This is a genomic window from Polaromonas sp. AER18D-145 (assembly GCF_002379095.1).
In the GTDB taxonomy this organism is placed as follows: Bacteria; Pseudomonadota; Gammaproteobacteria; order Burkholderiales; family Burkholderiaceae_C; genus Polaromonas.
The window spans coordinates 259,370-277,099 of sequence record NZ_NBZV01000001.1 but is presented as its reverse complement, the minus strand read 5'-3'; the positions used below and the strand labels follow the sequence as shown (position 1 = coordinate 277,099).

The 17,730-nt window shown below is 63.2% G+C and carries 14 protein-coding genes and 1 pseudogene; 8 read left to right on the top strand and 7 right to left on the bottom strand.

Going from position 1 to position 17,730, the window contains the following annotated elements; all coding sequences use genetic code 11:
• The first annotated feature begins 6 nt into the window (after window positions 1-6).
• Genes B7G52_RS01360 through B7G52_RS01345 form a run of 4 tightly spaced genes read left to right on the top strand, consistent with a single transcriptional unit; the run spans window position 7 to window position 5,754 of the window.
• Complete coding sequence (locus B7G52_RS01360) at window positions 7-3,264, top strand: efflux RND transporter permease subunit (protein ID WP_096695621.1); 3,258 nt, start codon at window positions 7-9, stop codon at window positions 3,262-3,264.
• Window positions 3,265-3,307: 43 nt separating this feature from the next.
• The gene (locus B7G52_RS01355; protein WP_096695620.1) at window positions 3,308-3,991 is read left to right on the top strand and encodes a protein-L-isoaspartate O-methyltransferase; all 684 of its coding nucleotides are present in this window, start codon (window positions 3,308-3,310) and stop codon (window positions 3,989-3,991) included.
• Between the two features lie 14 nt (window positions 3,992-4,005).
• The gene (locus B7G52_RS01350) at window positions 4,006-4,362 is read left to right on the top strand and encodes a rhodanese-like domain-containing protein (protein ID WP_096695619.1); all 357 of its coding nucleotides are present in this window, start codon (window positions 4,006-4,008) and stop codon (window positions 4,360-4,362) included.
• A 48-nt stretch (window positions 4,363-4,410) separates the two neighbouring features.
• Window positions 4,411-5,754, top strand: coding sequence for a TolC family outer membrane protein (locus B7G52_RS01345; RefSeq protein ID WP_096695618.1), 1,344 nt, complete (start codon window positions 4,411-4,413; stop codon window positions 5,752-5,754).
• A gap of 59 nt (window positions 5,755-5,813) precedes the next feature.
• Here B7G52_RS01345 and B7G52_RS01340 read toward each other — a convergent pair.
• The 5 genes and pseudogenes from B7G52_RS01340 to B7G52_RS01320 form a co-directional block, all read right to left on the bottom strand.
• Window positions 5,814-6,125: pseudogene (locus B7G52_RS01340) on the bottom strand (SDR family oxidoreductase); the annotation flags it as partial.
• 13 nt (window positions 6,126-6,138) lie between these two features.
• Window positions 6,139-7,119, bottom strand: a complete 981-nt coding sequence (locus tag B7G52_RS01335) for a PDR/VanB family oxidoreductase (protein WP_240523273.1) — start codon at window positions 7,117-7,119, stop codon at window positions 6,139-6,141.
• A gap of 4 nt (window positions 7,120-7,123) precedes the next feature.
• Entirely contained in the window at window positions 7,124-8,128 is a 1,005-nt protein-coding gene (locus B7G52_RS01330; RefSeq protein WP_096695615.1) for a tripartite tricarboxylate transporter substrate binding protein, read from the bottom strand.
• 27 nt (window positions 8,129-8,155) lie between these two features.
• Entirely contained in the window at window positions 8,156-9,067 is a 912-nt protein-coding gene (locus B7G52_RS01325) for a TauD/TfdA family dioxygenase (protein ID WP_096695614.1), read from the bottom strand.
• Window positions 9,068-9,082: 15 nt separating this feature from the next.
• Window positions 9,083-10,318, bottom strand: coding sequence for a Rieske 2Fe-2S domain-containing protein (locus tag B7G52_RS01320; protein WP_170954650.1), 1,236 nt, complete (start codon window positions 10,316-10,318; stop codon window positions 9,083-9,085).
• Between the two features lie 166 nt (window positions 10,319-10,484).
• Between B7G52_RS01320 and B7G52_RS01315 the strand changes: the two genes are divergently transcribed.
• Window positions 10,485-11,396, top strand: coding sequence for a LysR family transcriptional regulator (locus B7G52_RS01315; RefSeq protein ID WP_096695612.1), 912 nt, complete (start codon window positions 10,485-10,487; stop codon window positions 11,394-11,396).
• A 97-nt stretch (window positions 11,397-11,493) separates the two neighbouring features.
• Here the strand turns inward: B7G52_RS01315 and B7G52_RS01310 are convergent, their stop codons facing one another.
• The gene (locus B7G52_RS01310) at window positions 11,494-11,886 is read right to left on the bottom strand and encodes a RidA family protein (protein ID WP_096695611.1); all 393 of its coding nucleotides are present in this window, start codon (window positions 11,884-11,886) and stop codon (window positions 11,494-11,496) included.
• A gap of 141 nt (window positions 11,887-12,027) precedes the next feature.
• Between B7G52_RS01310 and B7G52_RS01305 the strand changes: the two genes are divergently transcribed.
• From B7G52_RS01305 to B7G52_RS01295, 3 genes are all read left to right on the top strand, one after another.
• Window positions 12,028-12,951 (top strand): LysR family transcriptional regulator, encoded by a 924-nt coding sequence (locus B7G52_RS01305; RefSeq protein WP_096695610.1) that lies wholly within the window; start codon window positions 12,028-12,030, stop codon window positions 12,949-12,951.
• A complete protein-coding gene (locus B7G52_RS01300; RefSeq protein WP_205853010.1) occupies window positions 12,923-13,135 on the top strand; it encodes a hypothetical protein in 213 nt (70 codons plus the stop codon). Before B7G52_RS01305 ends, B7G52_RS01300 begins: the two co-directional genes overlap by 29 nt.
• Before the next feature lie 627 nt (window positions 13,136-13,762).
• Window positions 13,763-16,237: a DUF4238 domain-containing protein gene (locus B7G52_RS01295; RefSeq protein ID WP_096695609.1), complete on the top strand. Its 2,475-nt coding sequence runs from the start codon at window positions 13,763-13,765 to the stop codon at window positions 16,235-16,237.
• 274 nt (window positions 16,238-16,511) lie between these two features.
• Here the strand turns inward: B7G52_RS01295 and B7G52_RS01290 are convergent, their stop codons facing one another.
• The gene (locus B7G52_RS01290) at window positions 16,512-17,630 is read right to left on the bottom strand and encodes a DNA alkylation repair protein (protein WP_096695608.1); all 1,119 of its coding nucleotides are present in this window, start codon (window positions 17,628-17,630) and stop codon (window positions 16,512-16,514) included.
• Between the last annotated feature and the right edge of the window lie 100 nt (window positions 17,631-17,730).

Below are 17,730 nucleotides of genomic sequence, written 5' to 3'. Positions count from 1 at the left end.
GTCTGTATGTGGTTCACGCAGGTCAGCCTGAAAAATCCGGTCTTCGCGACCATGGTCATGCTCGCCATCGTGGTGCTGGGCCTGTTCTCCTACCAGCGCCTGCAGGTCGACCAGTTTCCGAACATTGACTTTCCGGTGGTGGTGGTCACCACCGAATACCCCGGCGCTTCGCCCGAAATCGTCGAGAGCGAAGTCACCAAGAAAATCGAGGAAGGCGTCAACTCGATCGCCGGCATCAACGCCCTGACGTCCCGCAGCTACGAAGGCCAGTCGGTCGTCATCATCGAATTCCAGCTGCAGATCGACGGCCGCAAGGCGGCAGAAGACGTGCGCGAAAAGATTGCGTCGCTGCGTCCGCTGCTGCGTGACGAGGTCAAGGAGCCGCGTGTGCTGCGCTTCGACCCGGCCAACCGCGCGATCTGGTCGGTGGCCGTGTTGCCGATGGCTGCAGGCGCGGATGGCAAAACGCCGGCAGCGGCAGGCACAGCGGCGCTGCCTACCGCCGTCGAACTGACCAACTGGGCCGACCAGGTGCTCAAGAAGCGGCTGGAGAATGTGCGCGGCGTCGGCTCGGTCAGCCTGGTGGGTGGCAGCAAGCGCGAAATCAACATCTACCTGAACCCGCAGGCCATGGAAGCGCTGGGCATCACGGCCGACCAGGTGGCGAGCGCCGTGCGCAACGAAAACCAGGACCTGCCGGTGGGCGCCATCCGTTCGCTGGCGCAGGAACGCGTCGTGAAAATCGACGCGCGCATGAAACGGCCTGAAGACTTTGGCAAGATCATCGTGGCGCGCAAGGTGTCCGCCGCCGGCGCGGGCAGCACCGTCACCGTGGACCAGGTCGCCAGCATCCGCGACGGCTCCCAGGAGATCGACAGCCTGGCGCTGTACAACGGCCAGCGCACGCTGCTGCTGACCGTGCAGAAGGCCCAGGGCGAAAACACCATTGCGGTGGTCGACGGGCTGAACAAGGCGCTCAAGGAGCTGGAGGCCCAGCTTCCGCCCGGCACGCGGCTGGAGCAGATTGGCGACGGCTCGCGGCCCATCCGGGTGGCGGTTGAAAACGTGCGGCGCACGCTGATCGAAGGCGCGCTGCTGACCATCCTGATCGTCTTCCTGTTCCTGAACTCGTGGCGCTCCACGGTGATCACCGGCCTGACGCTGCCGATCTCCATCATCGGCACCTTCCTGTTCATGAACCTGTTCGGCTTCACCATCAACATGATCACGCTGATGGCGCTGAGCCTGTGTGTGGGCCTGCTGATCGACGATGCGATTGTGGTGCGCGAGAACATCGTGCGCCATGTGCAGATGGGCAAGCTGCCCTACCAGGCCGCGATGGAGGGCACGCAGGAAATCGGCCTCGCGGTGCTGGCCACCACGTTTTCCATCGTGGCGGTATTCCTGCCCATCGGTTTCATGGGCGGCATCATCGGCAAGTTCTTCCACGAGTTCGGCGTCACCATCGTGGCGGCGGTGCTGATCTCGATGTTTGTCAGCTTCACGCTGGACCCGATGCTGTCGAGCATCTGGCACGACCCAAGCATTCATGCGCACGGCCAGCACGGCAAGCCGGTCACGTTTTACGACCGGACCATAGGCCGGGTGACCGGCTGGTTCGAACGCGCCACCGACTCGCTGGCCGAGACCTACCAGCGCATCCTGCGTTGGGCCCTGGGCCACAGGCTGGCCACCGTGGGCCTGGCCCTGGCGATTTTTGTCACCAGTGTTTTCATGGTGCCCCTGCTCGGCACCGAGTTTGTGCCCAAGGCCGACTTCTCGGAAACCTCGCTCAATTTCCACACGCCGGTGGGTTCATCGCTGGAAGCAACCGAGGCCAAGACGCGGCAGGTCGAAACCATTCTGCGCGAGTTCCCCGAAGTGAAGTACACGCTGTCGACCATCAACACCGGCAGTGCGCAAGGCAAGATGTACGCCAGCATCTACGTGCGCCTGGTGGACCGCAAGGCCAGGAGCCGCAACGTGGACGAGATGTCCGGCGTGCTGCGCGAGCGCCTCAAGCAGGTGCCCGGCATCACCGTCACCCACGTCGGCCTGCTCGACGCCGTGGGCGGCAACAAGCAGGTGGAGTTCTCGCTGCAGGGCGCCGACCTGAAGGAGCTGGAGCGCCTGACCGGCCTGGTGATGGCCAAGATCAACGGCATCCCCGGCCTGGTGGACCTCGACTCCAGCCTCAAGGCCGACAAACCGACCCTCGAGGTGGACGTCAAGCGTGATGCCGCGTCCGACCTGGGCCTGTCGGTGGCGCAGATCGCGGCGTCGCTGCGCACGCTGGTGGCCGGGCAGACGGTGGGCAACTGGCGAGCACCCGACGACCAGACCTACGACGTGAATGTGCGGCTCGCCCCCGATTCCCGCAACGCAGCGCAGGACCTGGAGCGCCTGCCCTTCATCAGCAGCGTCATCGGCAGCAACCCCGACGGCTCGGCCCGCACGGTGCGCCTGAGCCAGGTGGCCACGGTGAAGGAAACCACCGGCCCGAACCAGATCAACCGGCGCGACCTGACACGCGAAGTCGCCATCAATGCCAACGTCTACAACCGCTCGGCCGGTGAGGTCTCCACCGACATCCGCAAGGCGCTCGACAGCATCAGCTTTCCGCCCGGCTACCGCTACCAGTTTGGCGGTTCGACCAAAAACATGGCCGAGTCCTTTGGGTATGCGATCTCGGCGCTGGTGCTGGCGATTTTGTTCATCTACATGATCCTGGCCAGCCAGTTCAAGAGCTTTCTGCAGCCCATGGCCCTGATGACCTCGCTGCCGCTCACGCTGATCGGCGTGGTGCTGGCGCTGCTGCTGTTCCGCTCGACGCTGTCAATGTTTTCCATCATCGGCGTGGTGATGCTGATGGGCCTGGTCACCAAAAACGCGATCCTGCTGGTCGATTTTGCGATCCGCATGCGCGAAGACCGGACGGACACGGACGGCCGCCGCATCCCGGGCATGGAGCGCAGCGAAGCCCTCTTGACGGCCGCCCGCGTGCGCCTGCGCCCGATTCTGATGACCACGCTGGCCATGATCTTCGGCATGGTGCCGCTGGCCTTTGCACTGACCGAAGGCTCGGAGCAGCGCGCGCCCATGGGCCAGGCCGTCATTGGCGGCGTCATCACCTCCTCGCTGCTGACGCTGGTGGTGGTGCCCGTGACCTACTGCTACCTCGACGATCTGGCCCAGTGGCTCAAGCGCGTTTTCACCGGCCGGCGCGCCCTGCCCGCCCCGGTGGCTGCCCCCCAACTAAAATGATGGGTTTTCCCCGACAGTCCCCCCGTTTATTACAGGCCACACCATGAACTACGAACAAGCCCGTTTCAACATGATCGAGCAGCAAATCCGCCCCTGGGAAGTGCTGGACAGCCAGGTCCTTTCCCTGCTGGCCGTGGTCAAGCGCGAGGACTTTGTGCCGCCCGCGATGCGGGCCCTGGCTTTTGCCGACATGGAGATCCCGCTGGGCGCCAAACCCGGCCAGTGCATGCTGGCGCCCAAGGTCGAGGCACGCATCCTGCAGGACCTGGCCGTGCAAAAACATGAAAAAGTGCTCGAGATCGGCGCCGGCTCCGGCTACATGGCCGCGCTGCTGGCGCACCGCGCGCAGCAGGTCATCACGCTCGAGATCGACCCCGACCTGGCCCAGCTGGCCCGGGACAACCTGAAAAAAGCCGGCGTCTACAACGCCGAAGTGCGCACCGGCGACGGCGCCGCCAAACTCGGCCAGGCGGTCACTGGCAGCGACCCGCTGATCGGTCCCTTCGACGTGATCGTGCTCAGCGGCTCGGTCGCCGAGGTGCCGCCCGCGCTGCTGGCGATGCTGAAAATCGGCGGCCGGCTCAGCGCCATCGTGGGTTTTGAGCCCGTCATGCGCGCCACGCTGGTCACCCGCGTCGGCGACGCCGCCTTGCGCACCATGCAGGGCTGGGACACGGTTGCTCCGCGCCTGCGCAACTTCCCTGAACCGTCCAAATTCAACTTTTAACCCGAGCCGTCCCGATGATTGACCAACTGTCCCCTGCCGACTTCAACGCCTGGCTTGCCAGCCTTCCGGCCGGCGGCCCCGCACCCATCGTGCTTGATGTGCGCGAGCCGTGGGAAGTGCAGACGGCGTCGGTCAGGGAAGACGGTTTCAGGCTGCTGCACATTCCGATGCGTGCCGTCCCCGCGCGGATCTTTGATCTCAAGGAAGAACTGCCGGCCGACCAGCCGGTGGCCTGCCTGTGCCACCACGGGGCGCGCAGCCAGCAGGTGGCCAGCTTCCTGGTGCAAAACGGCTTCACGCAGGTGGTCAACCTGAAGGGCGGCATCAACGCGTGGTCCGAGCAGCGCGATGCCTCCGTCCCGCGCTACTGACCCTTGGCCTGCCCTCTTCACTAACTTCACATTTCATCAGGACGCCCCATGAAAACGCTCTTCAAAAAACCGGCCCTGCTACCCCTGTCTCTTGCGTTAAGTGCCGTGCTGGCGGCTTTTGCGCCAGCCGTCCAGGCGCAGAACCTGGTGGAGCTGTACCGTTCGGCGCGCGAGTACGACGCGTCCTACCAGTCGGCACGTTCGCAGTACGAGGCCAACCTGGCCAAGGCCGAGCAGGCCAAGGCCGGCATTTTGCCAACCGCCGGGCTGTCGCTGGGGGCGTCGCGCACCAATTTTGAAAACACCAACCCGGTCGTTGACCGCAACTTCCCGACGCAGACGGCCTCGCTGAACGCCTCGCAGCCGCTGTACCGGCCCGGCAACTGGGCCACCTACGAACAGGGCAAGCAGCAAGTGGTGTTGTCCAGGGCCCAGCTCGAAGCCGCCGAACAGGACCTGATCGTGCGCACCAGCCAGGCTTACTTTGATGTGCTGGCCGCGCAGGACACGCTGGCCTTTGTCAGGGCGCAAAAAGCCGCGGTCGGTGAACAGCTGGCTTCGGCCAAACGCAACTTCGAGGTCGGCACCTCCACCGTCACCGACTCGCGCGAGGCGCAGGCGCGTTTCGACCTGGTGACCGCCCAGGAAATTGCCGCCGAAAACGACTTGCGCGTCAAGAAAATCGCCCTCGACCAGCTGGTTGGCAAAACCGACGCCCAGCCCAAAGGCCTGCTGGTGCCCGTCGAGCTGCCGCCGCTGGTGCCCGCCGACGTGAACACCTGGGTCCGGCAGTCCGAGGACATGCACCCGACGGTGCGCCAGGCCCAGGCCAACCTGGAAGTCGCCAAGCTCGAAATCGACAAGGCCGAAGCCGGCCACAAGCCGACGCTGGACCTGACCGCCAGCTACGGCGTGCAACGCAACCCCCAGGGCAGCGCCACCAGCCCGCTGGACAACCGGAGCAACAGCACCACGGTCGGCCTGGCGCTGAACCTGCCGCTGTTTGCCGGCTTCGCCACGCAAAACCGCATCCGCGAAACGCTGTCACTGGAAGAAAAAGCCCGCTCCGACCTGGAAGGCGCCAAACGCGGCGTCGCCCTGAGCACCCGCACCGCCTACTTCGGCGTGTTGTCGGGTCAAGGCCAGGTCAAGGCGCTGGAAGCCGCGGAAGCGTCCAGCCAGAGCGCGCTGGATGCGAACAAGCTGGGCTACCAGGTCGGCGTGCGTATCAACATCGACGTGCTCAATGCGCAAAGCCAGCTGTTCCAGACCAAACGCGACCTGGCACAGGCGCGTTACAACGTGCTGATCGGCGGGCTGCGGCTGCGCCAGGCCAATGGCACGCTGACGCCGGAAGATTTGTTGCTGATCAATTCGCTGCTGACGCAGTAGTTCAGCGAGAAGGTTCGCCCGGGCATTTAAGCATCGGCCGTGATCCGGCTCTGCCGGGCTCAAACAGTGGGCACCGTTCCACCGTCAATGACATATTCCGTCCCGGTGATAGAGGCGACCCGACTGGATACAAGAAATCCGACAAGGTCCGCGACCTCTTTTGGCTTTGCAGGCCAGCCTATCGGGATTCCTCCCAGCGAGTTCATGAGGGACTGACGGGCCTCCTCATAGTTCGTCCCGCCATTTAGTGCAATTTCATTGACCAGTCCCACGGCCGCTTCTGTTTCGACCCAGCCGGGCGACACACGAATCACACGGACGCCCTGGGGACTGACTTCCTTGGACAGGCTCTTGCTGTACGTGGGAGCCGCCGGCTATCCCAGCTCAAATATCGAGGACAAGCACATCCGACTTTGCACCGGAACAGCAGACCATCATCGTCTTGCCAGCGTCTTTCTCCTGCTGGGTCAGCACCGAATCCCGGTGGTCGGGATTGCCTTCCAGCACGGGAACTTCGCAGGTGCCACAGATACCTTCCTCGCAGGCATACGGGACCTGGACGCCCAGATCCAGCAGGGCGTGCAGGACTGTCTGGCCGGGACGGACCTGTACGCTCTTCGCCGACCGGGCACAGCGCACCTCAAACCCGCCGGTCGTGTCCGATTTCTGCCTGGGGACGAAGTATTCGGTGTGGACCTGGACGGGCGGCACGCTCACGGTGGCGGCCTCGAAAGCTTCGAGCATGCCCATCGGGCCGCAGCAATAGAAGTGCGCACGTTGCGGTGCTTGCGATACGACCTGCGCGATGTCAAGCATCGTGCCGCCGGGTTCACCATCCAAAGCAATCGTCACCCGGCCTTCCCCACCGGCCGCCAGTTCGCGCACATCGTCAAGAAACCCCGCCTGCATGCGCGTCCGCGCCGCGTAGTGCAACTCCCACGGCCGCCGCAGCTCGTTGAGCCTGCGCATCATCGACAGCAGCGGCGTGATCCCAATGCCTCCCGCTATGAATACCGAGTACCCGGCGTCTTCTGCGAGCTTGAAATGGTTGCGCGGTCCGGCGATGGTGATCACGTCACCAGGCCGCATGGCCACGTGCACGTGGCGCGAGCCCCCGCGACTTGCCGGATGCAGGTGCACACCAATGACGTAACGCGACACGTCGCCCTGGCCGCTCAACAGCGAGTAACTGCGAACCGGCCCGCCAGGCAGGTGCAGGTCGATGTGCGCGCCAGCCTCGAAGGGGACGAGCGATGCATCCGGAGCCAAAGGCGTGAGTTCGACGCGGCAGACGCCTTCGGCTTCGTACCGCATCGCCCTGACGCGAACCTGCCGGGCAAGCGCCACGCCCAATGCGGAATTCACGTCGTCACTTCGTCGAAAGCCCGGCATCGCGGATGATGGTGCTGAACTTGCGGACTTCGTCCTCCAGCCACTTCTGCGTTTCCCGGCTGCCCATGAAAAGGGTTTGAACCTCCAGCTCCTCGAGCTTCTTGCGCACGCCGGCATCCTGCATCGTCTTTTGCAACGCGCCTTCCAGCCTGGCAATCACCGATTCAGGTGTGCCCTTGGGCGCGGCAATGTTGATGAAGGAATCGTTGCCGTCCATTTCCGGGTAGCCTTGCTGCCCCGTGGTGGGTACATCGGGCAGCCAAGGCAGGCGGGCGCTGCTCTGCACGGCCAGCACACGCAAGTCCCGGCCATTGAGGTTTTTCACCAGCGCGGTGTAGGGCAACATGCACGCCTGAACACTGCCGTCGCGGATGCCTGTCAGGGCAGGCGCCAGGCCGTTGTAAGGCACGTGGGTGACGTTGTAGTTCTTGCCGGTTCTGGTTTTCACGACATTGCGGAACATCTCCAGCTGCAGATGATTGAGGCCGCCAGTGCCGGTGCTGCAGAAGCTGATATCGGCCGGATTTGCGTAGCCGGCCAGCTCGGCCAGCGACTTCACGGGAACCTTGGTGCTGACGACGATCACCGCCGGGTTGGACGCTACCGCGGCCACCGGTGCAAAGTCCTGCAGTTTCAGCTCCATGCCCGGAACCAGCTGGTTCACAAAGGCAAAAGCCGAACCCGAGGTGAAAAACAGAGTGTGGCCGTCTGCTGGTGCAGCGGCGACCACGCGCGCGCCGACCGAGCTGCCGGCGCCCGGGCGGTTCAGGATGACGACCGGCTGACCCAGTTCGTCCTTGAGCCGCTCCGCGATGATGCGGGCCGTCACGTCAAGCCCGCCCCCCGCCGCGAAGGGCACCACCAGGGTCACTGGCTTGGTCGGGAAGTCGGCGGCAAAGGCCTGCGGGCCGGCGAATGCGGCGAACAGGCCGGCCACCAGGCCCTGAATCAGCCTGCGGCGAGTGGATCGTGGGGTTTGCATATCGTTGTCTCCTGTGGTTTGTAATAATCAGCGCGCCGGCCGCTTGCCGGCGATGGTGACGCGGGTCATGAGGCGGTGCTGCCCCGTGTAATCGGGTATGGCGCGGTGCATGGTGCAACGGTTGTCCCACACCAGAATCTGGTCCTTGTGCCAGCGCGCGCGGCAGGTGAAGTCGAACCGTGCGCAGTGCTCGTACAAAAACGCCAGGATCGGGGCGCTCTCTTCGTTGGTGAGCCCCTCGATGCGCTGCGAGTAGGTCTTGTTGACGTACAAAAACTTGCGTCCACTCACCTCGTGGGTGCAGACCAGCGGATGCGCCATCTCACGGTCACCGAGCTCCACGTCCATCTCGGCCTTGGCGCCCGATGAGTTGAAGCGGCGGCCCTGCGCCAGGTAGGCAGACCCAAAGATACGGGTGGCGCTGTGCACAATGTTCAGCGGCGCGATCAACGCCTTGAACCCCGGCGAGAGGGCCTCGTAGGCGGCGTACATGCTCAGGAAGCCGGTGTCGCCGCCGTAGGGCGGCACGTCCACGGCACGCATCACCACGGCCCGGGGTGGCTCCTCCAGGTAGGTGCTGTCCGCATGCCAGTTCTCGCCGACCACGCGGCCGGTGTCACTGGCCAGGCGACGAATGATCTGCACGTCGGGATGATCCTCCACGCCGTGCAACTGGGGCAGCCGGATCACCTCGCCGAAGCCGCGAGCGAAGGCCGTGTGCTGTTCGTGCGACAGCTTCTGGTCCGGAAACAGGATCACCTGATGATCGGCGAAGGCGTCGCGAATCTCGCCCCACACGTCATCGGCCAGCGGCTCGCGCAGGTCCACCCCCAGGATGTCGGCCCCCAGCACCCCGGTGAGCGGCCGGACGTCGATATGGCGGTAGGCACGAGGGTGCACCAGGACCGGGTGCGCATCGAACGAAGATTTGACTTCCATGGTGTTTACCTTTCTTCAGGCCGACGGGGAGGCGGCCGGTGGTGTGGCCCGGGCGGGCGCCAGGAAGTCGTCGGCCGTTTCGGGGTCCTGGTCCCCAGGCAGCACCGCCTGCACGGCGTGCACCGCGTAGAGCCAGGACTTGGCGGCGGCCGGATGCGGCTGGGCGGTGGCGGCGCACTGCGTCGCGCCTTCCATCAGCGCGCGGCGCATGGCCACCACGGCCATGTCGCTGGAGCCCAGGTGCTCGCGCGTGCGGTCGGCGATCGGACCGGCGCTCTCGGTCACCATCGCGTCCTGCGCGCGAATGCCCTTGATGCCGGTGAAGGTGACATGCTTCTGCTCCTCGCGGTCGATCAGGTAGTCGTTGTCCAGCCGCTCGGCGGGTATGGTGGTGCCGGGGACCGTCTTGCGGTGCGAGTTCTCGCCGTTGCGCCAGGCTGCAAGTTCGGCCTCTTTCAAGGGCCCGTTCGCGCGCCAGGTGACGCAGATGACCCAGCAGCGTTCGTCGGTCATCGGCACCCACATGCGCACAAGCTCCGCGTCGCCCGGGCGCGGCGGGATCATGGTGAAGAAGGGCAGCAGGAACTGGTTCAGGCGCCAGTAGCGCTTGTCGCCGTCCACGCGGCGGCCGTTGCAGGCCATGAACCCTGCCTCGCCGTGCATGATCTTCCAGGAAGGTGCGGTGTCCTCCTGAAAGTACTTGCCGGTCAGCGCCTGGGGATCCGCGTCGGTCTTGTTCACCATCTGATGCAGAAAGCCCACGTGGGCGCTGTCCAGCTCGCCCTCCATGGCCTGCGCGTAGTTGCATTCCTGGTGCCAGCGCGAGGCGTAGACCTGGTTTTCGGGCAAACCGACGAAGCCGAACTCAGGCAGTGCGGGGGCCGGTTGCGCATCACCCATGTAAACCCACAGCACCGGCCCGGCGATTTGCGCCGGGTAGGCACGTGCCTTGACCTTCTGGCACATGCGGCTGGTCGAAGGCTCGGTGGGCATCTGCAGACAGTTGCCAGCCACATCGAATTTCCAGCCGTGGTACACGCAACGGATGCCGCCTTCTTCGTTGCGGCCGAAGAAGAGGCTTGCTCCGCGGTGTGGACAGTTTTCCTCCAGCACCCCCACGCGGCCTTCGGTATCGCGAAACACCACCAGGCGCTCGCCGAGCAAGGTCAGACGTAACGGTGGTTCGTCAGCGGCCGGCACTTCGGCCGCCGTCATGGCGGGAATCCAGAACGAACGCATGAGGCGGCCCATGGGCGTTCCCGGGCCGCATTGCGTAAGGAGAGCATTTTTTTCGTGGGTCAGCATTAGCAGGCTTTCAGGGTTGCGCCAAGTCTAAAACCTGATCCAATCTTTGATTCAGATCAATATAATCTCATTTCGCGATGCTGCGAAGCAACATTCTGGAAGGTGAATACCTGTGGCCGGCAACTTGAACCTGCAGTTGATGAAGATATTCCTGGCGGTGTTTGAGCAGCGCAGCGTGGGCGCAGCGGCCTCCACCCTGGGCATGAGCCAGTCCGGCCTGAGCACCGCGCTGGCGCGCTTGCGCACCACCCTGGGCGACGCGCTGTTCATCGGCACAGCCACCGGCATGCAGCCCACGACGCGTGCCAAGGAACTGGCGGCGCCCATGCGCGACGCGGTGCAGTGCATTGAACAGCGCATCATGAACAAGGCGACGTTCGATCCGGCCACCGACGAGCGCGAGTTTCGCGTCGCGGCTTCGGATACGGCAGAGGCCATGTATATGCCCCGGGCGCTCAATGCCCTGTCGCGGGTGGCTCCCCGTGTGCGGCTGCGCGTGGTGGCAACGGCCCAGCCGCAGTTGCAGCGCGCGCTTTCCGAAGGCCTGGTGGACCTGGCGCTGGGCTACTTTCCCGATCTGATGTCTGCCGAGTTCGTCCGCAGGCGGATCGGGCAGCATGGCTTCGTGTGCATTTGCAGCGCCGACAACCGTAACCTCATCCGCGACTTCACCCTGAAAAAGTATGTCGAAGCGCGCCACGTCGTGGTCGAGGCGCCCACGCGCACGCATGGCCTGCTGGAAACCTATCTGCAAAAACGCGGCATCCGCCGCGATGCGGCGCTCACCACGCCGCACTTCATGAGCCTGCCGGGAATCATCGCCAGCACTGAATTGATCGCGACAGTGCCAGATGCGATCGCCGAAGCGTTCTCCCACAACACGCGTCTGGTGAGCCTGCCACTGCCGCTTCGCTCACCTGTCTTTGACGCGCACTTGCACTGGAGCAAGAGCGTGAACAACGACCCCGCCCATCGCTGGCTGCGCGGGGTCATGTTTGAGGCGTTCATCCACCGGTCGAGCTAGAAGGCCTGGCGGTCAATGGCCCTCCAACAGACCGGAAAGCCTGCTGCTGACCCTCTCGCCTCTGGTGCAGCAGTCCGGCGAAAGGAGTGGTTCCGCCTCACCCGACCACCGGCTCCGGAAGCTTCGCAATCACCTTGATCTCGAACTGGAAGCCATACAGCCAGGTCACCCCGACACCGGTCAGCGTCGGATGCGGCGCCTCGCCCCAGTAGTCGGGCAGCACCTTCCAGACCGTCTCGAACGCCGATTCGGGGTCAACGATGAAAACGGTCACATCCACCACGTCGTCGAAGGTGCAGCCGGCGGCCTTCAGGATGGCATTCAGGTTGTCGAATGCAAGCCGGACCTGCGCCTCCAGGTCCGGCTCGGGCGAGCCGTCTTCACGGCTGCCGACCTGTCCCGACACGAACGACCTCACGGCCGGAGAATAGCGGTTGCGTTCATACAGCGCCTGGCGGCCGGGCGGAAAAACGACGTCACGTTGTGTCATTGATGTTCTCCATCATGGGGGCCAAGCGACCCCGGGTTTAAAGATGAACTCACTTTAGGCTGTGACGTCTGCCGGATAAACAGGCAAGCCCACCCATCACTGTTTGTAAAATCCAAACAATCAACAACGCTGGGAGCCCGCATGGACCGTTTCGATGCAATGCAGGCCTTCGCCCGCGTGGTGGAAACCGGCAGCTTTACCAAGGCGGCCGAGACGCTCCACATGAGCAAGACCAGCGTGACGCAGCTGGTGCAGCAACTGGAGGCCAGGCTGCGCGTCAGGCTGCTGAACCGCACCACACGCAAGGTCAACGTCACGGCCGATGGCGCCGCCTACTACGAGCGTGTGCTGCGCGTGCTGGCCGATGTGGACGATGCCGAGACCAGCCTGTCCAGCGCCTCCGCCTCGCCCCGGGGCCGGCTTCGGGTCGATGTGCCCAGCCCGCTGGCCCGCATGATCCTGATTCCGGCCCTGCCGGCCTTCCACGCGCAATATCCCGACATCCAGCTCGACATGGGCGTCAGCGACCGCATGGTGGACATCATCAGCGACAAGGTGGACTGCGTCGTGCGCGGCGGTGAACTCACCGACCAGTCGCTGATAGCCCGCCACGTGGGCGACCTGCAGCTCGGGGTCTACGCGGCACCGAGCTACCTGGCGCGTGCCGGCACACCCTTGCACCCACGCGAGCTGGAGGCCACGCACTACCGCATCGTGGGTTTCCTGTGGGCACGCACCGGCAAGCCGGTGCCGTACGCCATGCACTCAGGCAGCGAATGCATCAAGGTGCAAGGGCGTTACGTGCTCTCGGTCGACGACGGCAATGCCTACCTCGCCGCCGGCCTGGCCGGCATGGGCGTTCTCTGGCTGCCGGACTACATGGCGAAAGCGCATCTGGCCAACGGCGAGTTGGTGCCGCTGTTCGAAGGCTGGCGCCTGGATGCCATGCCGCTGTATATCGCGTTTCCCCCGAACCGGCATGTCAGTGCGAAGCTGCGGGTGTTTATTGAATGGGTGGCTGGGTTGATGGCGGAGCATGCGCCTGTCGCTGAACGGCATTCGTGACGATAGCGTTGGGAGTGCCACGAAGCCAGGTCAAGGTTCTCGAAGCGACCGGAGCGTTCAACCGGGGAGCGGGCTCGATACCAACAAGCTGGGCTACAAAGTCGGCGTGCGAATCGACATCAACGTGTTCAATGCCCGGAACCAGCTTTTCCAGACCAAACGCGACCTCGCGCAGGCGCGCTGACGCTGGAAGATCTGTTGCTGATCAATTCGCTTTTGGTGCAGTAGTCGGCGTGAAGGAGTCTTTGGGACCCTGGCCTCTTGCCTCACAAGAGGAAGCCTCTGGTGGCCTTCCGCTGAACATGGGCGCCCGGTCATTCTTGAGCTTGTCAACGTCTCCGGATTGGCTATCGACAATATGCATTTATCGATAGTCAACAGTTCTGTCCACATAGACACAGCCTCTGCAGGAAGATGTCCGCTTTGGGCCCAATGCAGTCCTACTGCAGGCACATCCCGGTGGCTGCTTTGCAGCGGGAACCGACATTCAGCCTTACTATTTGGACTACCGGATTGGGCCAGAAGTAGACGCCACCGAAAGTCGGCTTTCCGGTAGGCCTGCAGCTTGAGAAGTTCAGGTATAAAAGGCCAAATGATCGAGCGTGAGGATCGCCTGTAGGGCACGCGACATCGTGTAACCTTTCTTGAGTTCGAGCCACTGTCGCGGATGGTGTCCGCCGACGCAGATATGTGAAAACTAGAAAATTGAGCAAGGGATACGGTGCAAAGCTGAGAGACAGCAGTCGATCCGCCGATCAGGCGAGCTGTCTCTTCGAGGAGAATAGAGCCTTCCGAATACCCTCATCGAGTGATGTCCGACCAGCAGACAAGGAACAACCACTATGTACCAAAGTGGTATCAGAGCGGCTTCCTCGCCCCGGGGCAGTCGCGTCTTTTTCACCTGAACCTGCATCCGGATGTCAAGACGCTACCGGATGGCCGACAATTACCTCGCAAAGCATTGCATGAGTGGGGCACCGTAAGCTGCTTCGTCGAGTACGATCTGTACACCACACACTTTGGTCCGATCGTCAACGACGACGTGGAGAGGCGCTTGTTCGGCGTCATCGACGACCACGGCGCGAAGGCCGTGCGGGCCTTCGCGCTCGGCAACCAGTCCGAGGTTCACGAGGCCTTTCAAGATTTCTTCGAGCACATGGCTGCGCAGAAACTGCGTACGCCAAAGGGACTGGACTGGATCCGATCGTGCTACGGTGAACTAAGTCAAGTTGATCTCATGGTGGAGATGCAATCCTTGCGGCTGATGTACTGCACGATGTGGGCAGAAGGTGTTCGTGAGATCGTCTCAGCGCGTGACTCGGACGTGAAGTTCATCGTGACCGATCACCCCGTGACGGTCTACAACGCTGCGGTAGATCCCGCGTCCCCCCATTGCGCCTACCCTCATGATCCTGTCGTCGCGGAGCTGGGCACACAAACTGTGTTCGCACTCGACGCCAACACCTGCATCATCTTCACCCACCTGGAGTACGCCAAGCAGCCTGACCACAAAAATCTGACTCAGCTGCGTACTAACGCCCGGCACCTGGGGGCCGGCATAGCACGGACGGACAGCTTCATTCGCGACCGGAGCCTCAATCGGGACGAAGTGATCGCTATCAACCACCTGCTTAAGTCGAGAGCCAAGCGCCATATCGCTGCAGCCGACCGGGACTGGCTGTATCCGGAGCGACAATTCAAGGGCTCGTGGTCGCAGATTGCTCAGGTGTTGCTACCCAAGTCCGGTTTGTGGCAATTCGGCGGCGAGACCTACGTGGGCTACAAGGACGGCACGCATGGCTATTGGGATGAGCATGGGCGCACGTCCAAGTTGCACGAGTACCTGACTCGCAAGTCGCCGCGCAAGAACATCGGGGCCAACGATTTCTGCGGTTGCGGCAGTGCCTACGCGTACAAGGACTGTTGTCAGTTGCTACCAGCGTCTGAGCGCCCATCTTGGGACATCTACGGCCTGCGCGAGCGCAACCTGATGTTCTCACGTGCAGTGCAGGGAATCCTGGGCCTTGATGTGGAGGCTACATGGGCGGACGTGCGCCGCACACTCAGCGGCGAGCAGGTCCAGCGCATTCATCGCGCTTTCGCAGGCTTGTGGCCCGAGGACACGGACCTAGCGGCGCTGCTGCCACGGCCTAACCCTAAGGTGCTGCGCTCGGTGTATCTTGGGTTTGCCGATCCGCGCACGGTCCAAGCTACCGTGCTGGGCTGGCTGCCTTACGTCGACGAGATCATTCTGGTGAACCCGTTCCTGCTGGGAACGCGCATGAAACCTGAATTCAGTCCCATCGATTCACCCACAGGCCACAAAGTCCAGACGCTGAAGAACGTGCTGCTGCTGCTGGTACTGGAGCCATTTATCCGCGCTGGCTTAGTCCATCTTGTGCCCGACCCCTGTGACGTAAATGCCAATCTCGGCCTGCACGTCCGCGAGGTGCTGGAGCGTCGCACGCTCGGATGGACCCCGCCGCGTGAAGGCCTGCACCGCCTAATGAAGCTCGGTGAAGATGAGTACTGGCGCTTCTTCTGGATGCTGCCGGAGGGCACGCAGCGGCAATTCATCGCTCAGCACATGCCTAACATGGCCACATCGATGACGGATCAGGTCATTGCATACCTGAGCCGCAGGGCCGAAGCGGACCCCTACGCGTTGCTGCAAGAAATGCCGGCGGGCAAGGAGGGGGCGCAGTTTCAGATATTCAAAGGGCTCAGCCTGGAGTCAGCTCTCTACTTGGCATCTCTGACCGGTTCGGTCATCCACGTAGACACCCAGGCACATTGGGAGCAACTCCTCCGGGATGCCCAGCCGCCCGGGTCCCCGTCTCACCCAGTCTGGGCGCCCGTGCGTCAGGCCTTGCGGGAGATATCGTTCCCAGTTGACCTCGATGCGCGCCGCGTGTCGGAGCGAATCAATATCGGCAACCTACCGCCGATTCGCTCGATACTGCGGCGTCTGGCCGCAGCCATCGCATCCCCGGCAAAACGGACGGACCCGCACGATCTTGCCAAGCTGCTTCGACAGGCACGCGGTAAGGTCGAGCGTGGCTGGGGGAACAGTGCTGACGGAAGGCTACTTCAAGCACGACTTGAATTGCATGTGCCACCCGCTGGTTTCGGTCGTCACGAGGTCCAACGAATGCTCGTAATGTTTGCCGGCGCGACCCGTCCACAGCCTGTCCCATTTGCCCTCCGACTTGTTTTCGACGAACCAGAAGGCAGCGAGAAACACACGGATCAAGACGACGAAGACGCATTTTGGTCGAGCCTTTGATCTAGAACCGCAGATGTTGCCCCCGAATTACCACTCAGGCATTTCTCACTTCAGTGCTTGCATGAACTAAAAAGTCGAGTGACAGCTATGGGGCGATCACTTTTGAACTGCGACTGACTGCATTGGGTCGATAGCGGTCAATCGGGCCACTCATCCGAATGGCCGCTTCCAGTCTGTAGCGGACAGTCGCTGGGGGTCGCGCCAACAGCTGCTCCTGGCCGAAAGCAGTCACGGCGGCTGACTAGCGAACATTGTCGACAGCTTGGCTGACTACTCAGTCGCCGGCTACCAACTCAAACACCCCCAGCGCCCTCGCCTGCCCGTTGAGCAGCACATCCACCCGGTGCAGCCCCGCATGGTGTTTGCGCGTGGTCATCTCCGCGGTGGACACCGTCTTGCTCAATCGCACCGTTTCTTTCGGCGCCAGGCCCAGGACCTTGAGCTTGAAGACCTTCGCACTGGTTTTGCCGCTGGCCTTGACGTAATGGATGCAGAAGTCCACCAGAACGTCCTGTGCCTTCCCGCTGGTGTTGGACACGTCAAACGCAATGTTGACTTTCTCGCCCATGGGCACACGCGCGGGCGTAATGCGCGCGTTTGCCACTTCGACCTTGGCGCTTTTTCCAAAGCCCAGCACCTCCAGAGCGCCGGCCTCGCCGCGCTTGACGGCTGAACGCAGCGCGTGCTGGACGATCCAGCGGCGTTCTTCGCTGGCGCCCTTGAGCCACTGCTTCGCGGTTTTCGCCAGCAGGTCCGGGTGGTCCTTGCCGATGTCGTTGAGGTTGTTGGCGACCGAGCGGCGCACATACAGCGCGGGGTCGTCCCTGAGCAGTTCCAGCAGGCCCAGCACCGGCGCCGGGTTTTTCTGGAAGGCCGGCAGGCGGCTGGCCCAGGGCAGGCGCGGACGGGTGCCTTCGGACACCAGGCGGCGCACATGGTCGCTCGGGTCGGTGGCCCACTGTTTCAGGCGCGCCAGTGTGGCGGCTTCGTGTTTTTGAAGGAAGGCGCGGATGCTGAACTCGGCGGTGAAGCGTTGGGTCAGCGCATATTGCGCGTGCATCGAGTCCTCAAAATTATCCAGTCCGAACTCGGCCACAAACATGGTGTGCGGCAGGTACAGGAAGGAGCCCAGGGTCAGCCCCCGGTCCCGGCCGTGCGGCTGGTCGAGCGACGCGAGAAGTATGTCCAGTGCCCGAGGATAGTCGGACGGCAGATGCCGCTGCAAGGCGCGTGCGATGTGTTTGCTGCGCGGCATCAGGGTCAGCGTTTCATATCCCTTGAGCGCATCGGCGACAAACTTGCGCGATTCAAACACCGGATACACGGCAGTGATCATGCGGGCAATCGCCTGGGGCACGTCGGGGCCGTACTGGTTGACGAGCGGCTCGGCCACGGGTTCAGCCTTTCAGGTGGGGTGTTGATGTTTCCAGAACCGGCGGCACGCCGCCGTTCGGGCCAAGCCCTTCGACCCTTCGTCAAGCTCAGGACAGGCC